This window comes from Neobacillus sp. Fa239, assembly GCF_055395235.1.
Genome location: NZ_AP041611.1, coordinates 1,936,260 through 1,953,858, shown reverse-complemented (window position 1 = coordinate 1,953,858; position 17,599 = coordinate 1,936,260). Strand labels below are relative to the sequence as shown.

Genomic DNA, 17,599 nt, shown 5'->3' with positions numbered 1-17,599 from the left:
ATTGACATAGGAATAGATAGTTGTATAATACAAACATATACTTTTATTATACAACTTTTTAAAATGGGGGATTTTTATGCAAGCGCATGAAATTATGGTTGGCCATGTACAAAAGGTTAAAGAAGACGATACGGTACGGGTGGTGATTGAAAAATTTATTGAACATGGAATCAGCGGACTGCCTGTTGTCAATAATCGAAATGAAATTGTCGGTTATATCAGTGATGGTGATATTTTGCGCTATATTGGCAAGCATGAGGATCGCATTGTTGATTCTTTTTATTATGCTTTCGTGATCAAAGGCGATAATGAGGAGTTTGAAGAAAGAGAACAAAGGTTACTTGGTTTAAATGTTATGGAAATCGCGAAAAAGAAAGTCTATAAAGTTTCATGGAATGAAGAAATGGAAAACATCGCAGCGATTTTAGGAAAAAAACAAATAAAAAAAGTCCCGGTGGAACGGAATGGGGTATTAGTCGGGATTATCAGCCGCGGCGATGTGATCAGAAATTCATTTAAATCCTTCTTATAATTTTGCCTTCATTTCACCGAAAATAAAAGATAAAAACTAAAAGGGTAAGGGAATAATATAACAAAGGGGAGTTATAAGAATGTCATCCAATCCACAATCAATGGCCTCCGGGTCTGAAGATATAGTGTCATCATCCAATAGCAAATCAAGTTTATTAAGCCAGCCTCGCGCTGTTTGGGCTGTATTTTTTGCTTGTATTATCGCTTTCATGGGGCTTGGCCTGGTAGACCCAATCCTCGTTACAATTTCTAAACAGCTGCATGCGACGCCTAGTCAAACCACTCTGCTTTTCACCAGCTATAATGCCGTTATGGCCGTAGCCATGCTCATTACCGGAATGATTTCTTCACGGCTGGGTATTAAGTGGACACTTCTTTGCGGGATTATTATCATCGCAGTCTTTTCAGCTCTTGGAGGTGCCTCTAATAATATCTGGGCACTTGTTGGATTACGAGGCGGATGGGGCCTTGGAAACGCCCTTTTTGTTGCCACTGCCTTAGCAGCTATTGTTTCATTATCAAAAAGCGGCACAGCAAAAGCGATTATTTTATACGAAGCGGCTATCGGCATGGGAATATCCGTCGGACCCCTTTTAGGAGGATGGCTTGGCGGCATGTCATGGAGAGGCCCGTTCCTTGGAGTCGCTTCCTTAATGGTAGTAGCTTTTATTGGTCTTATCACGTTAATGCCAAATTCTAAACAACAAAATGTTACGCAAACAAAACAATCGATTAAAGAGCCTTTCCGTGCCTTAAAACATAGAGCATTATTAGTTTTTGGAATTGGAGCAGCTTTATATAATTTTGGTTTCTTTACGTTATTGGCGTACGCTCCGTTTGTTATGGGGCTTGATGAACATGGAATCGGCTTTGTATTCCTTGGATGGGGGATTTTATTGGCTATCACTTCTGTGTTTATGGCACCGATTCTTCAAAGAAACTTTGGAACAGTTAAATCAATGTGTATCATGTTAACTCTATTTGCTGCACTCCTTCTTGCTATGGGAATTTGGACTTCCACACAATGGGTAATTATTACAGCCGTTATTTTAGCAGGGGCCATGCTAGGGAATAATAATACACTTATTACGACAGCGGTAATGAATTCTGCACCGGTTGCTAGATCTACCGCATCTGCTGCCTACAGCTTCCTTCGCTTTATTGGCGGGGCAATTGCTCCTTATTTTGCTGGTAAGCTGGCTGAATGGTATAACCCAAGTACCCCTTTCATTGTAGGCGCCGGGTTTGTCCTTCTTTCAGTTGTATTTATTGGGCTAAATCATAAACATATCAAACATGTCGATTCTGTTGAATCAGGACATTAACATCAAAAAAGGCGAACAGTCAGGAGACTGTTCGCCTTTTTATTATTATTTTACTTTATTAGCGAGTTCTTTTAGTGCTGCGGTTAGTTGATTGTTTAATTTGCTCAATGCTGCTTTATCAAGTGTAGCAGCTTTAGAGCCGGCAATGGTTGGGTCAAGATACTTTTCGACTTTTCCATATAAATCTTTATTGTCCTTTTTCACATCATCTTCAAATGAAGACCATTGATCTTCCAGCGTTGGTCCAACTTTTTGTACTGTTGCTTGATCGCCGCTTTCAATGGCTTTCGATAATTGTGATGTTGTATCCAACATTTTATTTACACCATCTGAAACCTTGTTACTGGTTGAACTGCAGCCTGCTAATACGAATACTGCTGCAAGTAGTACGGCTAAGATCATTGAAGTTAACTTCTTCATGAAATATTCCCTGCTTTCTCTTTTTAATTATTATTTGCTGCTACTACACTTTTTCCTTTATATTTCTTCAAGACAATAATGAATGCAGCTGCAATAATAAGGATCACTTGAGGAACCACACTTTCCCACGATGGGTATAGTGCAAAAAACTCAACACTTGGGATACTCTGCACATTTGTTGTCGGAATAAACCCAGCTAATTGCAAGCTGTGGATGCCCATCCCTGTAAACTTGATACACAGATAAAATACAATAATGCTTGAGACCATAAAGAATGGACGTAGCGGTAATTTGAGACCGACAAACACCATTAAGTAGGCTAAAACTCCAAGAATTCCTGCGCCGATTAGGAAACCAAGCAATAAGGCCTGAAGCTTGATTTGGCTAGCCATCCCAATATAAAACAATACAGTCTCCGTTCCTTCACGAAATACGGCTAGGAAAGCAAGTAAACCTAAGGAAATAAGTTTCCCTGTCGTGATCGCCGTTTGGCTTTTCTCACGGATGTAGCGATTCCAATCGGCAATATTGGATTGGCTGTGGAGCCAATAGCTCATATACAGGAGCATTACCGCTGCAAAAACCCCTGTCCAGCCCGCTATAAGCGAGTTGTTGTTTCCAAAAGCACCAGAGGAAATCACAAATTTGACGATAAGGGCTAAGATGATACTCACACCTAGTCCTGCTAAAATCCCGCTCCAAATCCAGCCTTTCCCTTTTGACTCGCCAGACTTTTTAATGTATGACATAAGGGCAATAACAACGAGTAAAGCCTCTAATCCTTCCCGAATTAATATCATGGCTGCATCCCAAAAGGTATATTCTGATTTGGAAGCTAAAGGAGTAAGATAATTAATCATATTATCAAGCGTTTTCGCTGCTTGTTCATAATTAGGAGGGTTAGCCGCAAGCATTGCTTGAATCGTAACCAAATCTCTTTCTGAATCACTATAAACCTGTGCTGATTGGGCAACAACCACCCCTTCAACACTTAACCAGCTGCTGCTTGCATGTTTAATGTTTTTTAAGCTTTTAGCTTGATTTTGTGCTGTTATTTCCTTCTTTGTGTTTTGCAAAATAAGAATAAAATCATCTAAAGAAAGATCTTCCTTTTTAAACGCTTCTTTTGGATATCCGCCATTAGCAAATTTTTCATTTACTGTTTTGAGGCCTTGAAGAGCCTTTACCGCTTGATCGGGTTTTTTTAACGTAAACGCATAGACAACCTGTCCCATATTAGACTCGATATCCCGGTATGCTGCGGCTGAATCAGCCTTGACCCCATCTTCAATATCTCTCCAGGTTTGATCGAACTGATCATATGCCTTCTCTGCTTCAGTGAGGTTTCCTTTTGAAGCAAAAGCAATCGCCTTGTCCACCGAGGCCTCTGCCTTTTTAACATCTTCATTGGAATTTCCTGCAGCATACACATGGTTATGTACCCCAAATCCTATGATTAATAGAAGGATAGATAATGTAAGTAATAGTTTTTTGCTCATAAGATCCTCCTGATAGATTAATTGATAATGAATTTCAATATCATTTCATGTTTATAATTTTATTTTAAATGATAATGATTGTCAATTAGATTAACTAAAAAAATATGGCATTAATGTGGAAAACATAAAAAAACACCCCTCTCAGGGTGCTTATTCGTATATTTCATTAAACTTATGCAGCTTTCGTTTCTTTCAGCTCTTTAGCTGCAGGCTTTTTCATGACAATTGGATAGATGACAAGACCGATGACAAACAAGCCAATCCCCAGGAAAAAGGTTTTTAAATCAGCTGTACCAGTCTTAATGACCCAAAGTGAATATCCCAATGCAAAAACGGTGATAATTCCATCTTTAATCCGAGATCCTTTAATGATGTCATAGGTTTCTCCGGTAACAATCAACTTCAATTGATATAAGGCAGATACCAAATATGGGATTAAGTAGGCAAGTGTAGCAACAACAATGACAAAGTTATATGCCTCCGTTACAGTGCCTGAAATCGTTGAAAATAGAAATACCTGCGTCATAATATTGGTCAATGTTAAGGAATTGATTGGGCTCCCCTTGCGATTGGTTTTCGCAAAAAATGCAGGGAATAACTGATCCTTTGCAGCTTGATAAGGAACCTCCGTACTAACCACAATCCAGCCTACTGTCGAACCAAATAAGGAGATGAGAGCGAGCAGCGCCATAATGGAAACACCCCCGGACCCAACTACCTGTTGCAAGGCATCCACTAATGGCTTCTGAGAAGTTTTCAACGCTTCTACAGGCAATGCTCCCATCGTTAACAGGGTAATTCCAATATAAATAAACAAGGAAATAATAAGGCCGATAATCGTTGCTCTTTTGACATCCCTTTGTGATTTTGCCCGGTTTGATAACATAACAGCTGATTCAATCCCAATAAAGGCCCATAAAGTAAGGATGGCTCCGGCATTAATTTGACTGCCAAACGAAACAGCTTTTCCTGTCTTATCAATAAATTCCTTACCGTTACCAAGATTCGCCGCATCAAAAATAAATAAAGTTAACACGATAAATAAGGTAAACCCAATTACTTTAGCAATGGTCGCGATTAAGTTCAATTTTCCTCCGCCATTGAAGCTTCTTGCCAGTATCGCTTGGATGCCCCATAACATTATGGAACAAACAATAAAAGTGATGGCTTTTCCCATTTCCAATGAAAAGCTTGCTGCTGTAAAAATGATTTTTGTACTTTGCATGATCGGAAAAAAGGTCGTTAAATAACCGGCAAATGTGATGATAACGGAGGCAGTAGCCGCCCAGTTTGCCGCCCAGTACCCCCAGGCCATGCTATATCCTGCAATTCTTCCTGTTTTGGGCGATGAAAACATCGCCTGGGCATAGCTTTGCGGGCCGGCTTTTAATTCCGGCTTTCTTATGGCTAAATTACCAAAAACAAGTGCGATAAATAAGACACCCAGTCCTGTAATTCCCCATGCTGCCATGGAGCCAAAAGGGCTTGCTGCTTGTGCCATATTACTTGGCAGCATAAAGATACCTCCTCCTACCATATTCCCTACAACAAATGTTGTTAAAATCCATAATCCCCATTTTTTCGTTTCCATGATTGTAAACCCTCTCGTTTAAGATTTAATGTATTTTAATAGTATTTTCAAATTAGATTAACAATGTCGATGATGGTGCTTATAAGGATCGAATTTATGTTTTTTGATTGGAATCATCATAAGTCACCTCATGTTCTTTGATTACGATGCTAGTATATAACAATATTTTAGTATGGTAAAGTGATAAATCGGTAGCGTGATAAAGTAATAATATTCATAATTAATTGATAAATATTATAATAAATTTTTTGCACCAAAATCAGATTTGCTTCATATGCTGTAAAAAGCCAATAAAAACTTTTTTCCGGAAGTTTGGCTTTGATTAAAAAAATTACAATTTCCCCATCTTTAATGGGCTACTTCCTCCTTTAAACCTCATAAATTCCGAGAGCTGCTAATACCGGTTTTCGGATATTTTATTTAACATAAAAACCAGTCATAGCGGACATGACTGGTTTTTATGTTAATCAATTATATTAGGCTAAATAGGCTTCGCGGACAATTTAAAATGACGACACAAACATGTGCCGTCATTTGTTTTTCCCCATTCACTTTAAACCATAATTTTACAAATATCGTTTGTAAACTCTACAGGATCTTGAATTGGCAATCCTTCGATCAGGAGAGCCTGATTATACAAGAGGTTAGTAAATAGTGATAATTTTCCCTTATCCTTTTCAAAGGCATCTTTTAATGATTGGAAAACCTCATGGTGAACATTAATCTCTAATACCTTTTCAGCCTTAATATTTTGGTTGCCTGGCATTGCTTTTAGGATTTTTTCCATTTCGATCGTAACTTCGCCATCCGTCGTTAAACAGACAGGATGGGACTTTAATCGCTTGGAAACTCTAACATCCTTCACTTTTCCGGATAATTGGCCCTTCATAAAGTCAAAGAGGTCTTTATTGTCATTTTCTTCAGATGCTGATGCCTCTTGCTGGTCCTCTTCAATTCCTAAATCGCCGCTTGAAACGGATTTGAATTCCTTCTCCTTATAGCTCATTAACATTTTGATCGCAAACTCATCGATCTCTTCTGTGAAAAAGAAAATTTCATAGCCTTTATCCGCAACTAACTCGGTTTGCGGCAGCTTTTCAATTCTTTCCACCGTTTCTCCTGAAGCATAGTAAATATATTTTTGATCCTCCGGCATTCTCGACACATATTCTTCTAAAGTGACCAGCTTCTTCTCCTTGGAAGAATAGAACATCAATAAGTCCTGTAATTCTTCCTTATGTGTGCCAAAGTCGCTGTATACACCGTATTTCAACTGACGGCCAAAGGATTTATAGAATTCTTCATATTTTTCCCGTTCATTTTTAAGCACATTTTGCAATTCCGTTTTGATTTTTTTGCTGATATTTTTCGCGATAAGCTTCAATTGGCGGTCATGCTGTAAAATTTCTCGTGAAATATTTAGCGATAAATCCTCTGAATCAACCATACCTTTGACAAAGCTAAAATAATCAGGAAGGAGGTCGGAACATTTATTCATGATTAAGACGCCATTTGAATATAACTCTAAGCCCTTTTCATATTCCGGTGAGTAATAATCAAAAGGAATTTTTTCAGGAATATAGAGAATCGCATTATAGCGTACCGCCCCATCTACTTTGATATGGACATATTTTATGGGTTTATCAAAGCCATAATGTTTTTCAGAATAAAAATTCACATAATCTTCATCGGTCAATTCATTTTTATTCTTACGCCAAATCGGAACCATGCTATTAATGGTTTGTTCCTCAAGATATTCCTCGTATTCATTTTCGCTTCCTTCTTTAAGCTTGCTTTCGGTTACATCCATTTTGATTGGATAGCGAATGAAATCAGAGTATTTTTTGATAATTGATTTTAAGCGGTATTCTTCAAGGTATTCATCATAGTTTTCATCTTCGGTATTTTCTTTAATTTTCAACGTAATTTCCGTTCCAACTGAATCCTTCTCACATGGAACAATCGTGTAGCCTTCTGCTCCCATCGATTCCCATTTATAGGCTTCATCACTGCCTAATGGCTTACTGATAACGGTCAATGTGTCCGCAACCATAAAGGCAGAATAAAAGCCTACTCCAAATTGACCAATGATATCGTAGCCATCCTTTAATTCAGTTTCCTTTTTAAAGGCTAATGATCCGCTTTTCGCAATGGTCCCAAGATTAGTCTCAAGCTCTTCCTTTGTCATGCCGATACCGGTGTCAGCGATTTTTAAGGTTCTGTTATCCTTGTCCACTGCTACTTTTATGTAATAGTTGTCTTTGTCAAAGCTTAAGGAATCATCTGTTAATGCCCTGTAATATAACTTATCAATTGCATCGCTGGCATTGGATATTAACTCACGCAAAAATATCTCGCGATGTGTATAAATAGAGTTAATCATCATGTCTAATAATCTTTTTGATTCTGCCTGGAACTGTTTCGTTTCCATTATGATGTCTCCTTTCAATTTCAAATCAAATGGTTAGCACTCTTAACATTAGAGTGCTAACCATTATTTAAATATCATATTATTTCATTTTCGTCAATATTCACCTGACAACTAACGCCCGTTTTCCCATTTCAGTATAGATTAAATTAAAACGAGATTTTTTAATAGGATAGTTTTTATGACCGTTTAATGGATCATTTATATAGAAGTAACTGCTACTTGCTCCTGTCACAACAATACAATGCAAGGGTTCCGGGAACCAGTATCGATGACCATTTCGATAAATATAATGATTGGTTGGCTCAATATACCCGATTGTATACCAAGCCAGAACTGGATTACCTGCTCTGACTTCTTTTTCAATGGTTGCAATGCTTGCACCGGTCAGATCAGCGCTGCGCGGGCGGTATACCTTCGCCTCCTTCTGTAGCGCAACCGGATTTATCGTATTCCCTGTAGAATTGAATGGATTACCGATATATCCTTTATTTGCGTCCAAGGTATTGGTATAAGGCATCTTTTTTGCTGCCGTAATCTTATCTATTTTGATTCCTTTATAATTGAGGGCCATGGTAAGGCTGACCACTTCACAGCCGTTTGGAAGCTGGGGCATCTGACGAACGACTGGTACATTCATGATATAGGTGGAAGCATTATTCATTTTTTCCACATATGAACCACTAACGAAACCTGTTTTGCCATGATAGTTAATTTGGTACCAGCCGTTTGTGAGCTTCTTTTGAACGGAAAGGGTTGTACCTGCTTTTAATACTCCGAGCACACTATATTTAACTGAACTTCCGGAACGCACATTTAAGTTTTCAGTTGTCATATATTGATAGCTTAGTTTTGTTGAAGAATTATTTGATTTCACATATTGCCCGCTGACAAATCCTGTTTTGCCATGATAATTTACCTTATACCATCCACTTTGAAAGCCGGTAACGCTAATTTTTGCCCCTTTCGGCAATGTTCCGATGATTGAATAGGTTGTGGATGGTCCCATTCGAACATTCAAGTTTTCTATCGTTGTATAGACAGGCGTGTCAGCATTAACAACCGTGGGCTTAAGAAATTGAAAATTCATCCCGCCAAATCCATTAAGTATAATATTGGCCGCAATCCCCGCTGAAAGTAGCTTTTTTGCAATATGTTTTTTCATGATCCTTAAAATTGCCTCCTCCAATATCAATATTTTCGCATATAGTAAAATATAAAGTTAGAAGCTTAATAAATGGTTAATTTTAATAAAAATTACACATTTTTCTTTTTTTATTTTAACAAATGAAAAAGCGTGCAAACAAGTTTGCACGCTTCTGAAATTTATGAGGTGTGCTGTCGAACACCTTATATAGCAGGAAGATTAAATGACAATTCCGAAAGAAGAAATTTGTAGAAGAATAAGGTAGAAGTGTTAATACGAGTGAAAAACGCTATTGAAAAAATTGCACGATCAAAACAATCGCACCGAGCACAACGGCTAACCAAGCCAAGACCTTTTCTGGACTTGCCAAAGTAATTAAACCCAATACTAAACCAACAATACCTAACCAGATTGGGGCAAAGAAAAATCCAACAACTGCAGCAACAATCCCTAACCAGCCAAGCACTTTACCAGTTACAGCGCTCATTATATTCAGCTCCTTTAATTTCCATTTGGAATGTGTTTAAAACAGTCCGAAATCAAAGTTACCTTCCATTATTGGGGAACTCCATTTATTTTTGCTGTCCTGATCACCCCCTTAAAATTAAATTTCTTTTACAAATTCGAAAAGCTTACAATATATATATGTTTGGTGTCAAAAGAATAACACAGGCTAAATTCAAATTTATTGGGGTCAGTCCCCCGGCGCTTTAATGCGTTAACGTAAGATGCCATTTTATTCCTTTATTTTAGACTATTCATTATTTTCCCGCATAAAATTTTCCTAGAATCGAATTGAGGAGGGTGATTATGTTTAAGTTTTTTTCTATGAAGAAAAAACAAGTAGAAAAAGAAATCAAAATACCTCCTTTTCTCATTACAAAGCTAGACCGTATTATTGAATTGCTGGAGCAGCAACAAAAAGTTAACGAAAAAAAAGAAATCGAAAAAGAGAACCTGCGTGAAGGAAATAATATCCATATCGATCATGTCCAAATCGAACATTTAGAGAACATTGTCTTCCGGCTGGACAATATAGAAATAGACGATTTAAGCGGTAAGTTTATTATTGGGAATAATATCAATGCCACAGAAGATATGGCCAAACCACTCATGCAAAAGATCAACAAGGAAAATGCAAAAAATGAGGCCATGTCAGAATCGGAATCACCTGACCAAACAAATATGGAGAAAACTTCAAGTGGCTTTCGTTTCCGCAATAAATTCTAAACGACGCTTATTCCTTTTGGATATTGGCAATTTTGACATCCTGATCTTCAATGATGGCATCAATGACATCTTGATCATAATTCACATTATAATTGCTTGATAACTGATTTTCGTTTCCAAAGATCGCACCTTGGGCATAATTAATTTTTTCATTTCCATCCATTCCTGTTACATGACTTTTTCCAACAAAGACTGAGCTATTTTGCTGCATGGAATTAACATTAACGCTATCAAGATTAAGGGTGGACGTGTGCTCTTCATCGTTTTCTATATCAAAAGAAATATTGATATCACGATCATCGATTGGTGTATCAATTAAATCAGGGTCATTTAAGATAGAAATATTATGAAAAAGAAGATTTGATTCCCCGCTTACATTTCCAATTACAATATTTTCTTTCCCGTGGGCGCTCCAGCCGATGGCATTGTTTCGTTCCCCTATAAAGATGCCGCATTGCCTCTGCATGGTCTGGACATGAATATTCCCTAAAAAATTTATTTGTGAAGACTTCAACATCACTTACTCACCACGCTTTTTTTATTAACAGCCCAAGCTTTTACTGGCCTCACTATTGTAATTTATGTTTCAATATGGGGTTTGTGACGTACGCCTACCAGAATAAGAATAATTGTGTCATTCGCCCATTGCATGAATAGGCTAATATAGAAAGAAAGGGGAAATGGGACGATGATTCATATCACATTTGAAAATATAGCCATAAAAAAAATGGGTAATACTTCAGGAATTTTTATCGGCCAAAAAAATAATGTAGAAAAATTTCAATCTGAACGTGTCGTAAATGAAGTAGTAGGAAGCTTGTCCGGAAATGAAAATCGCGTAATTGAAAACAAGTGGCTTAAAAATAAAGTTGAAGAGGAGGCATAGTTCATGACTTCTCCGATTCTTTCGCCCACCTTTCATATCGGTACGATTAAAATCGGGAGCATTGAAGGTGCTTCATGCTTTAGCATTGGGAACAATTTTATTGAAGACTTTAAAAGCAGCAAAAAACATAATCAAGGGCTGGGCAACATCCACGGGGATCGAAACAACTTTGCCCGCACCAGCGCTTCTTTAACAAATTACGAGCGTCCTACCAAAAAGAAGAAACCAATAGAAAAGAATTTAAAAGAAGAACACCAAAATGAAAATGGAAACAAGGAGCCCTTAATTTAAATAGGGTTTTTTTTTATAAATTATTCCCAAAATTCGGTTTGAAATCTTGATCAAAAATAACCCCGTCAACAACTTCAAAAGCATCGACATTATTGCTTATATTACCGGCAATTACATTTAAAAAACCATATTGCCCACCAAAACCCAAATTATATTTCCTGTTACCATCCATCCCGGTAACAACAGATTCCCCTACAAAGATTGCGGCATTCGGCTGCGGAGAATTTATATTCATGATCCCTAAATTAATGACTGATGGCACCCCTATTACCTCCGTTCGTTCCAGTTTTTTAAGGTATCTTATGATAAAAAAATAATTTCTGTGAAGAAATTCCATTGTTTGTCCTAAAAAAGGCCAGCCCCTCAATTTTCATGAGGGGGCTGGCCTTAATGTAGAATCATCATTTAGAATTATTCAGCATTGGATTTCGCATTAGGATTAATATAGTTATATTTATTGCGGTCCACTGGGACAAACCCTTTTGGTTTGTAGAAACGTAGTAAATCTTCATTCACAACTGTATCTGATAGCGATAATTTTTGTTCAACGATGGACTGGTCTTTCTCTGCCAGCGGCAATTTATCCTTCGCCAGTTCCTTGCCAGTTTTTGAATCATAATAGGTTCCTTGATTTGATGTGATGGTTGAACTTACAAAATCACCATTTCGAAAAGGAATCAAATCATCATGCTGCTTTGAAAGCAGGTCGGTTCCGAATTGTACATAGTCTTTTGAATCGATTCCCATTAAATGAAGCAGTGTCGGCAGAACATCGATTTGCCCCCCATATTCGTGGTTAACACCGCCCTTTATTCCTGGAACATGAATGAATAAAGGAACACGTTGTAATCCAGTGCTTTCAAATGGAGTTACTGGTTTTCCAATTACTTTTTCCATCGTTTTATCGTTATCCTGCGAAATTCCGTAATGGTCGCCATAAATAATCACAATCGTATGATCCGCTAAGCCTGATTTTTTTAAGTCAGCAAAGAATTGCCTTAATGCTTCATCCGCATAACGCGCCGTCTGGAAGTAGCTGTCAATGGATGGAACACCTGTATTATCCGGTGCAATCGTTGCATCCTTTGGATCAATTGGAAAAGGAAAATGATTTGTTACGGTTATGAGCTTCGTATAAAATGGCTGCGGCAATGATTCCAGCATTGGCATCGATTGAGAAATAAATGGTTTGTCCATTAATCCATATTGAGCCATGTCATCAGGGTTGGTTTTATAATAGCTCGCATCAAAAAATTTATCGAAGCCGAATGATTTATAAATATCATCACGATTCCAAAAACTCCCCGTATTTCCATGAAACACGGCTGTTGTATAACCTTGCTGGTCAAAAATAGCCGGAGCTGCTTGGTATGTGTTTAGACTTTTGGTCATATAAGCAGAGCCTTGAGGCAATCCAAATAGGGAATTTTCTAACATAAATTCTGCATCAGACGTTTTACCATGTCCGGTTTCATGAAAGAAATTGTCAAAATAAATGGTGTTTTTATCTTTTGTCAAGGAATTTAGAAATGGAGTCACTTCTTCACCATGTAATTTGTAATGGATCAAGAAATTTTGAAAGGACTCCAAATGATAATAAATAACATTCATTCCCTTTCCGACACCAAAGTATGCCGGATTTGGTTCCGCATAATGGGATTTGGTATAATTCAAGACCTTTGTAATATCATTACTATCTGCCAAGACCCGTTGGGCAGATGTTTTTGTGTTTTGAAATGCATCATAGACAGCATAATCATACAATCCTAAATATTTGACAATGTAATTCCGGTCAAACCCTCTTGTTAATAATTCAGGACGGTCTATTTCTGCAAGAGCAATATTCGTACATAAAATAGCAATCGATAAAGAAAATAATGCAGAGATTCTTCCGGTTGGCTTATTTTCAACATCCATTTTAAATAGACGGAAAATAAGAGATAAGGCCAAAAGAACAAAATCCATAAAAAATAAAAAATCATAAGGTTTTAATAGTGAGACAACACTGCTTCCCACTTCACCAAAATTTTGGGTCTGAGTTAATGTAGGAACTGTAAGAAAATCATTAAAGAAACGGTAATATAAAATATTGCCATATAAAAGGATGGATAAAAACAAATAGATCCCCATTAACCAAAAATACTTTTTACGACCTTTAAATAAGCAGGCAATCCCTAAAAATAGCAGGGATGAACCCAATGGATTAATAAATAACAGAAACGCTTGGTAGGGACTCGAAATTCCCAACTTAAACTGTGTAGCTTGAGCAATATATGTTTTCATCCAAAGGAAAAATACAGTCACAAAGAAAAAGCCAAAATAGTTCTTAAAGATATTTCGACCTTTGTGAATTATACTATTCATTTTGTACCTCTCTTTTTACTTTTACTGAATGGTATCTATCTTTATGCTAGATCCAAACCTATTATGAAACCTATCTTAACATTTAATCAGGAACATTTAAAGCATTTAACTTGAGAATAAATGGAAAAACCAAGATTCTCTACCATTTATTATGCTAAAAATAAACAATTTAAAAATGAAAAGGAAATACATCACACAAAAAATGAACATTTTGTGACAAAAATCATTTTTCATTCTAAATTTGTCATCTTTCTGCTATATTAAAATAGCTTTGTACCTTTATTACTGTATTTATGCTAATTTACTATTTTCATTGAAAGGGGAACTTACATTGAGTAAATGGATCCAATATGCTAAATATTCCTTTTTAGCTTTATTGGGCATGGTGCTTTTAGCCGGTTGTGACAAGAGTAAATATATCGTTCTTGACCCTAAAGGACCAGTCGCTCACGAAGAACTACGTCTTATTATCATTTCGGTTATTTTATGTGCCGTCGTCATCATTCCAGTTTTAGGCATTTTCGTCTTTATAGCTATTCGTTATAGAGATAAACCAGGCAATACAGCCCCATATAAACCAGAATGGGATGATAGTAAAATCTTAGAATTCATTTGGTGGGGAATTCCGATTGTCATTGTCGCAATTCTAGGTGTTTATACTGCCAAGACAACCTTGGCTTTAACAAAGCCTCCGGTCAAAGATGTTAAACCGATTACTGTTCAGGTTACTTCGATGGATTGGAAATGGTTGTTCACTTATCCAGATAAGAAAATTGCTACAGTCAATTATGCAGAAATTCCTGCTGGTGTTCCAGTTCAATTCGTTTTAACGTCTGATGCTCCGATGAACTCTTTCTGGGTGCCTCAATTAGGTGGCCAGGAATATACAATGCCTGGTATGTCTATGGGACTCTGGCTTCAAGCAGATAAAGTCGGACAATATTTTGGCTCTGGAGCTAACTTTACCGGTAAAGGCTTCGCTCATATGCAATTTAGAGTGAAATCTGTAGCTCAAGCTGACTTTGATAAGTGGGCAGCAAACGTGAAGAAAACGGCTCCTGCTTTAACAAATGCAGGATATGAAAAATTATCTAAACCAAGTACTGAAAAAGAATTAAGCTTCTCATCTTATCCAAAAGGTTTATTCGAAAATATTGTGAATAAAAACGGCGGTAACTATTATCATCATATGAATCATATGGGTGACGGTTCGTCAATGTCCGGGATGGATATGTCCGGAATGGATATGAGTAAATAAAAAATAAATCTGGAGGAAATTTTCCATGAATACATCGCATTTTTTCGTTACCGGCGATCCTATGATTTATGGGGCGGATGTTTCCATTGTTTTGGTAATGGTCGCTGTTTTATTTTCCCTCACCTATTTTAAAAAGTGGGGTTGGTTATGGAGAGAATGGATTACAACGGTAGACCATAAAAAAATTGGTATTATGTACCTTCTTTCTGCTTTGCTTATGCTATTCCGCGGTGGAGTCGATGCTATCTTAATGCGGATTCAACTAGCTGTTCCAAATAATCATTTTTTACAGTCTGAGCACTATAATGAAATTTTCACAACACATGGAACAATCATGATTTTGTTTATGGCAATGCCATTTATGTTTGCCTTATTTAATATGGTTGTTCCTTTGCAAATCGGTGCCCGTGATGTTGCTTATCCAATGTTAAATGCAGTCAGCTTTTGGTTGTTCTTTATCGGAGCGATGCTCTTTAATATTTCCTTTGTTATCGGGGGTTCTGCTAGTGCAGGATGGCTTTCTTATCCTCCATTATCAGAAACTCAATTTAGTCCAGGACCTGGTCAAAACTTCTGGATATGGGGTATTCAGATTTCCGGTATAGGAAGTTTGGCAACAGGACTTAACTTCGTTGTAACTATTTTAAAAATGCGCACACCTTCCATGCGTTTAAGAGACATGCCTTTATTCACATGGTCTGTTTTATCATCATCTATTGCAATCTTGGGAGCATTTCCTATTCTTACTGTTACATTAATTATGCTGACGATTGACCGTTTACTGGGGGGCCACTTCTTCACCATGACAGCTGGCGGTAACCCGATGATGTACGTCAACTTGATTTGGATGTGGGGACACCCTGAAGTATACATTGTTGTATTACCTGCTTTCGGTGTATTTTCTGAGATTGTATCAACCTTCTCTAAAAAACGTGTCTTTGGTTACAATTCAATGGTATTTTCAATGATTGCTATTGCAGTAGTTTCTTATTACACATGGGTACACCACTTCTTTACAATGGGTGCCGGTGCTGATGTAAATATTGTTTTTGCCATCTGTACGATGATTATTGCGATACCAACTGGTGTTAAAATATTTAACTGGCTGTTTACAATGTTCCGCGGGCGAATTACCGTAACACAGCCATTGCTTTGGTTCTATGCATTCGTTCCAACCTTCCTAGTTGGTGGTGCAACGGGTGTCATGCTTGCTGCGGCTCCAGCAGACTATCAATATCACAACAGTTATTTCCTAATCGCCCACTTCCACCAAGTATTAATCGGCGGTGTTGTGTTCGGTTACCTTGCCGGTTTATATTACTGGTGGCCAAAACTGTTCGGATTTAAATTAAATGATCGTTTAGGTAAATGGGCATTTTGGTTGTGGCAAATTGGTTTCTATGTATGCTTTATGCCTCAATATGCCCTTGGTTTCATGGGAATGACAAGAAGAATTTATATTTACGATCAATCTGCAGGCTGGGATATGGGCTGGGCCCCACTTAATATGATTTCTAGTATTGGTGCATTCTTGATGGGTATCGGCTTCATCTTCCAAGCATGGCAAATTATTTATAGTATTAAGCAAGGTGAACGTGATGTAACTGGCGATGCTTGGAATGGCCGTACATTAGAATGGTCTATCCCTTCCCCACCTCCTGTTTATAATTTCGCTGTATTACCAACTGTTAATGGCAAGGACGCTTGGTGGTATCAAAAAGAAGATATGAAAAAAGAAGGCTATAAACCTGAACCGGTAAAATATGAACCGATTCATATGCCAAAAAATACTGGGATTCCTTTCATCATGTCAATTTTCTTCTTCATCGCCGGGTTTGGCTTTACGTTTGAATGGACTTGGATGGGAATTATCGGTCTAATCGGTGTAGCCATCACTTTATACGTACGTTCATTCCAATATGACTTAGATTATTACATTACTGTAGATGAGATCGAACGAACTGAAAAGGCATTTAGAGATAACCTTTCAGCACATCGAACTGCAAATTAGGAGGTTGTAAACATGCAACAAAGCGTTTCTGCTCATGTTTCTGAACATGATCATGGTCATGTTGACCAAGAAGGCTTAAAAATATTAGGATTCTGGATTTTCCTTGTAACGGACTGTCTTTTATTTGCTACCTTTTTTGCTGCTTATGCTGTTTTGCATACTCATACGAACGGCGGTTTTACAGCAAAGGAATTCAATGTTCCTGGTTTTGTTATTGAAACATTTATTCTATTAACTAGTTCATTTACAAGTGGTTTAGCTGTTTTAGCGATGCATAAAGGGAATAAGAAAGCTTTGATTAACTGGTTAATCATTACGATTGCTTTAGGTGCTGCATTCGTTGGACTAGAAATCAATGAGTTTATCAAGATGGCACATGAAGGTGCTACTCTTCAAAAGAGCGCATTTCTAACATCCTTTTTCTCATTAGTTGGTACTCACGGTGTCCACGTTTCCTTCGGTATTTGTTGGATGATCGGTTTAATTATTCAGCTTTCTAAAAAAGGAATTACATCGGTAACAAAACGTAAAATTTCTATGATTAGTCTTTATTGGCACTTTTTAGACGCTGTTTGGATTTTCATCTTCACAGTTGTTTACTTGATGGGGGTGATGTAA

General features: G+C 37.4%; 17 protein-coding genes. 8 read left to right on the top strand and 9 right to left on the bottom strand.

Annotation, left to right across the window (positions count from 1 at the left end; genetic code table 11):
• The first annotated feature begins 76 nt into the window (after positions 1-76).
• Entirely contained in the window at positions 77-532 is a 456-nt protein-coding gene (locus ACZ5XR_RS09285) for a CBS domain-containing protein (RefSeq protein WP_464501373.1), read from the top strand.
• 79 nt (positions 533-611) lie between these two features.
• Positions 612-1,856, top strand: coding sequence for an MFS transporter (locus ACZ5XR_RS09280; RefSeq protein ID WP_464501372.1), 1,245 nt, complete (start codon positions 612-614; stop codon positions 1,854-1,856).
• 45 nt (positions 1,857-1,901) lie between these two features.
• On the opposite strand, the gene ACZ5XR_RS09275 is transcribed toward ACZ5XR_RS09280, so the two are convergent.
• The 6 genes from ACZ5XR_RS09275 to ACZ5XR_RS09250 form a co-directional block, all read right to left on the bottom strand.
• Positions 1,902-2,276, bottom strand: a complete 375-nt coding sequence (locus ACZ5XR_RS09275; RefSeq protein WP_464501371.1) for a hypothetical protein — start codon at positions 2,274-2,276, stop codon at positions 1,902-1,904.
• A gap of 23 nt (positions 2,277-2,299) precedes the next feature.
• On the bottom strand, positions 2,300-3,775 hold the full coding sequence (locus ACZ5XR_RS09270) for an FTR1 family iron permease (protein ID WP_464501370.1): 1,476 nt from the start codon (positions 3,773-3,775) through the stop codon (positions 2,300-2,302).
• 172 nt (positions 3,776-3,947) lie between these two features.
• The gene (locus ACZ5XR_RS09265; protein ID WP_464501369.1) at positions 3,948-5,366 is read right to left on the bottom strand and encodes an amino acid permease; all 1,419 of its coding nucleotides are present in this window, start codon (positions 5,364-5,366) and stop codon (positions 3,948-3,950) included.
• Positions 5,367-5,919: 553 nt separating this feature from the next.
• On the bottom strand, positions 5,920-7,797 hold the full coding sequence (gene htpG / locus ACZ5XR_RS09260) for a molecular chaperone HtpG (protein ID WP_464501368.1): 1,878 nt from the start codon (positions 7,795-7,797) through the stop codon (positions 5,920-5,922).
• A gap of 100 nt (positions 7,798-7,897) precedes the next feature.
• A complete protein-coding gene (locus ACZ5XR_RS09255; RefSeq protein WP_464501367.1) occupies positions 7,898-8,959 on the bottom strand; it encodes an SH3 domain-containing protein in 1,062 nt (353 codons plus the stop codon).
• A gap of 271 nt (positions 8,960-9,230) precedes the next feature.
• Complete coding sequence (locus tag ACZ5XR_RS09250; protein WP_464501366.1) at positions 9,231-9,428, bottom strand: hypothetical protein; 198 nt, start codon at positions 9,426-9,428, stop codon at positions 9,231-9,233.
• Positions 9,429-9,751: 323 nt separating this feature from the next.
• Here ACZ5XR_RS09250 and ACZ5XR_RS09245 point away from each other — a divergent pair, with 323 nt between their 5' ends.
• Entirely contained in the window at positions 9,752-10,171 is a 420-nt protein-coding gene (locus ACZ5XR_RS09245; protein ID WP_464501365.1) for a hypothetical protein, read from the top strand.
• Positions 10,172-10,178: 7 nt separating this feature from the next.
• On the opposite strand, the gene ACZ5XR_RS09240 is transcribed toward ACZ5XR_RS09245, so the two are convergent.
• Complete coding sequence (locus ACZ5XR_RS09240; RefSeq protein WP_464501364.1) at positions 10,179-10,688, bottom strand: hypothetical protein; 510 nt, start codon at positions 10,686-10,688, stop codon at positions 10,179-10,181.
• 171 nt (positions 10,689-10,859) lie between these two features.
• Here ACZ5XR_RS09240 and ACZ5XR_RS09235 point away from each other — a divergent pair, with 171 nt between their 5' ends.
• Both ACZ5XR_RS09235 and ACZ5XR_RS09230 read left to right on the top strand, forming a co-directional pair.
• Positions 10,860-11,057, top strand: coding sequence for a hypothetical protein (locus tag ACZ5XR_RS09235; RefSeq protein ID WP_464501363.1), 198 nt, complete (start codon positions 10,860-10,862; stop codon positions 11,055-11,057).
• 3 nt (positions 11,058-11,060) lie between these two features.
• Positions 11,061-11,348, top strand: a complete 288-nt coding sequence (locus ACZ5XR_RS09230) for a hypothetical protein (RefSeq protein ID WP_464501362.1) — start codon at positions 11,061-11,063, stop codon at positions 11,346-11,348.
• A gap of 13 nt (positions 11,349-11,361) precedes the next feature.
• Here ACZ5XR_RS09230 and ACZ5XR_RS09225 read toward each other — a convergent pair whose 3' ends face one another.
• Both ACZ5XR_RS09225 and ltaS read right to left on the bottom strand, forming a co-directional pair.
• Entirely contained in the window at positions 11,362-11,610 is a 249-nt protein-coding gene (locus ACZ5XR_RS09225; RefSeq protein WP_464501361.1) for a hypothetical protein, read from the bottom strand.
• A 149-nt stretch (positions 11,611-11,759) separates the two neighbouring features.
• The gene (ltaS, locus tag ACZ5XR_RS09220; protein ID WP_464501360.1) at positions 11,760-13,712 is read right to left on the bottom strand and encodes a lipoteichoic acid synthase; all 1,953 of its coding nucleotides are present in this window, start codon (positions 13,710-13,712) and stop codon (positions 11,760-11,762) included.
• Positions 13,713-14,094: 382 nt separating this feature from the next.
• Between ltaS and ACZ5XR_RS09215 the strand changes: the two genes are divergently transcribed.
• From ACZ5XR_RS09215 to cyoC, 3 genes are read left to right on the top strand one after another with little or no spacing between them, the layout of a single operon-like run.
• Complete coding sequence (locus ACZ5XR_RS09215; RefSeq protein WP_464502272.1) at positions 14,095-14,970, top strand: ubiquinol oxidase subunit II; 876 nt, start codon at positions 14,095-14,097, stop codon at positions 14,968-14,970.
• Positions 14,971-14,995: 25 nt separating this feature from the next.
• Positions 14,996-16,981 carry a cbb3-type cytochrome c oxidase subunit I gene (locus ACZ5XR_RS09210; protein WP_464501359.1) on the top strand — a complete coding sequence of 662 codons (1,986 nt, stop codon included), beginning with the start codon at positions 14,996-14,998 and terminating at the stop codon, positions 16,979-16,981.
• Positions 16,982-16,993: 12 nt separating this feature from the next.
• Positions 16,994-17,599: a cytochrome o ubiquinol oxidase subunit III gene (gene cyoC, locus ACZ5XR_RS09205; RefSeq protein WP_464501358.1), complete on the top strand. Its 606-nt coding sequence runs from the start codon at positions 16,994-16,996 to the stop codon at positions 17,597-17,599.

Bases quoted from the DNA above. Each gene is read 5' to 3' on its own strand.
- ACZ5XR_RS09285 (WP_464501373.1), top strand. From the start codon at position 77: ATGCAAGCGCATGAAATTATGGTTGGCCATGTACAAAAGGTTAAAGAA.
- ACZ5XR_RS09280 (WP_464501372.1), top strand. From the start codon at position 612: ATGTCATCCAATCCACAATCAATGGCCTCCGGGTCTGAAGATATAGTG.
- ACZ5XR_RS09275 (WP_464501371.1), bottom strand. From the start codon at position 2,276: ATGAAGAAGTTAACTTCAATGATCTTAGCCGTACTACTTGCAGCAGTA.
- ACZ5XR_RS09270 (WP_464501370.1), bottom strand. From the start codon at position 3,775: ATGAGCAAAAAACTATTACTTACATTATCTATCCTTCTATTAATCATA.
- ACZ5XR_RS09265 (WP_464501369.1), bottom strand. From the start codon at position 5,366: ATGGAAACGAAAAAATGGGGATTATGGATTTTAACAACATTTGTTGTA.
- htpG (WP_464501368.1), bottom strand. From the start codon at position 7,797: ATGGAAACGAAACAGTTCCAGGCAGAATCAAAAAGATTATTAGACATG.
- ACZ5XR_RS09255 (WP_464501367.1), bottom strand. From the start codon at position 8,959: ATGAAAAAACATATTGCAAAAAAGCTACTTTCAGCGGGGATTGCGGCC.
- ACZ5XR_RS09250 (WP_464501366.1), bottom strand. From the start codon at position 9,428: ATGAGCGCTGTAACTGGTAAAGTGCTTGGCTGGTTAGGGATTGTTGCT.
- ACZ5XR_RS09245 (WP_464501365.1), top strand. From the start codon at position 9,752: ATGTTTAAGTTTTTTTCTATGAAGAAAAAACAAGTAGAAAAAGAAATC.
- ACZ5XR_RS09240 (WP_464501364.1), bottom strand. From the start codon at position 10,688: ATGTTGAAGTCTTCACAAATAAATTTTTTAGGGAATATTCATGTCCAG.
- ACZ5XR_RS09235 (WP_464501363.1), top strand. From the start codon at position 10,860: ATGATTCATATCACATTTGAAAATATAGCCATAAAAAAAATGGGTAAT.
- ACZ5XR_RS09230 (WP_464501362.1), top strand. From the start codon at position 11,061: ATGACTTCTCCGATTCTTTCGCCCACCTTTCATATCGGTACGATTAAA.
- ltaS (WP_464501360.1), bottom strand. From the start codon at position 13,712: ATGAATAGTATAATTCACAAAGGTCGAAATATCTTTAAGAACTATTTT.
- ACZ5XR_RS09215 (WP_464502272.1), top strand. From the start codon at position 14,095: ATGGTGCTTTTAGCCGGTTGTGACAAGAGTAAATATATCGTTCTTGAC.
- ACZ5XR_RS09210 (WP_464501359.1), top strand. From the start codon at position 14,996: ATGAATACATCGCATTTTTTCGTTACCGGCGATCCTATGATTTATGGG.
- cyoC (WP_464501358.1), top strand. From the start codon at position 16,994: ATGCAACAAAGCGTTTCTGCTCATGTTTCTGAACATGATCATGGTCAT.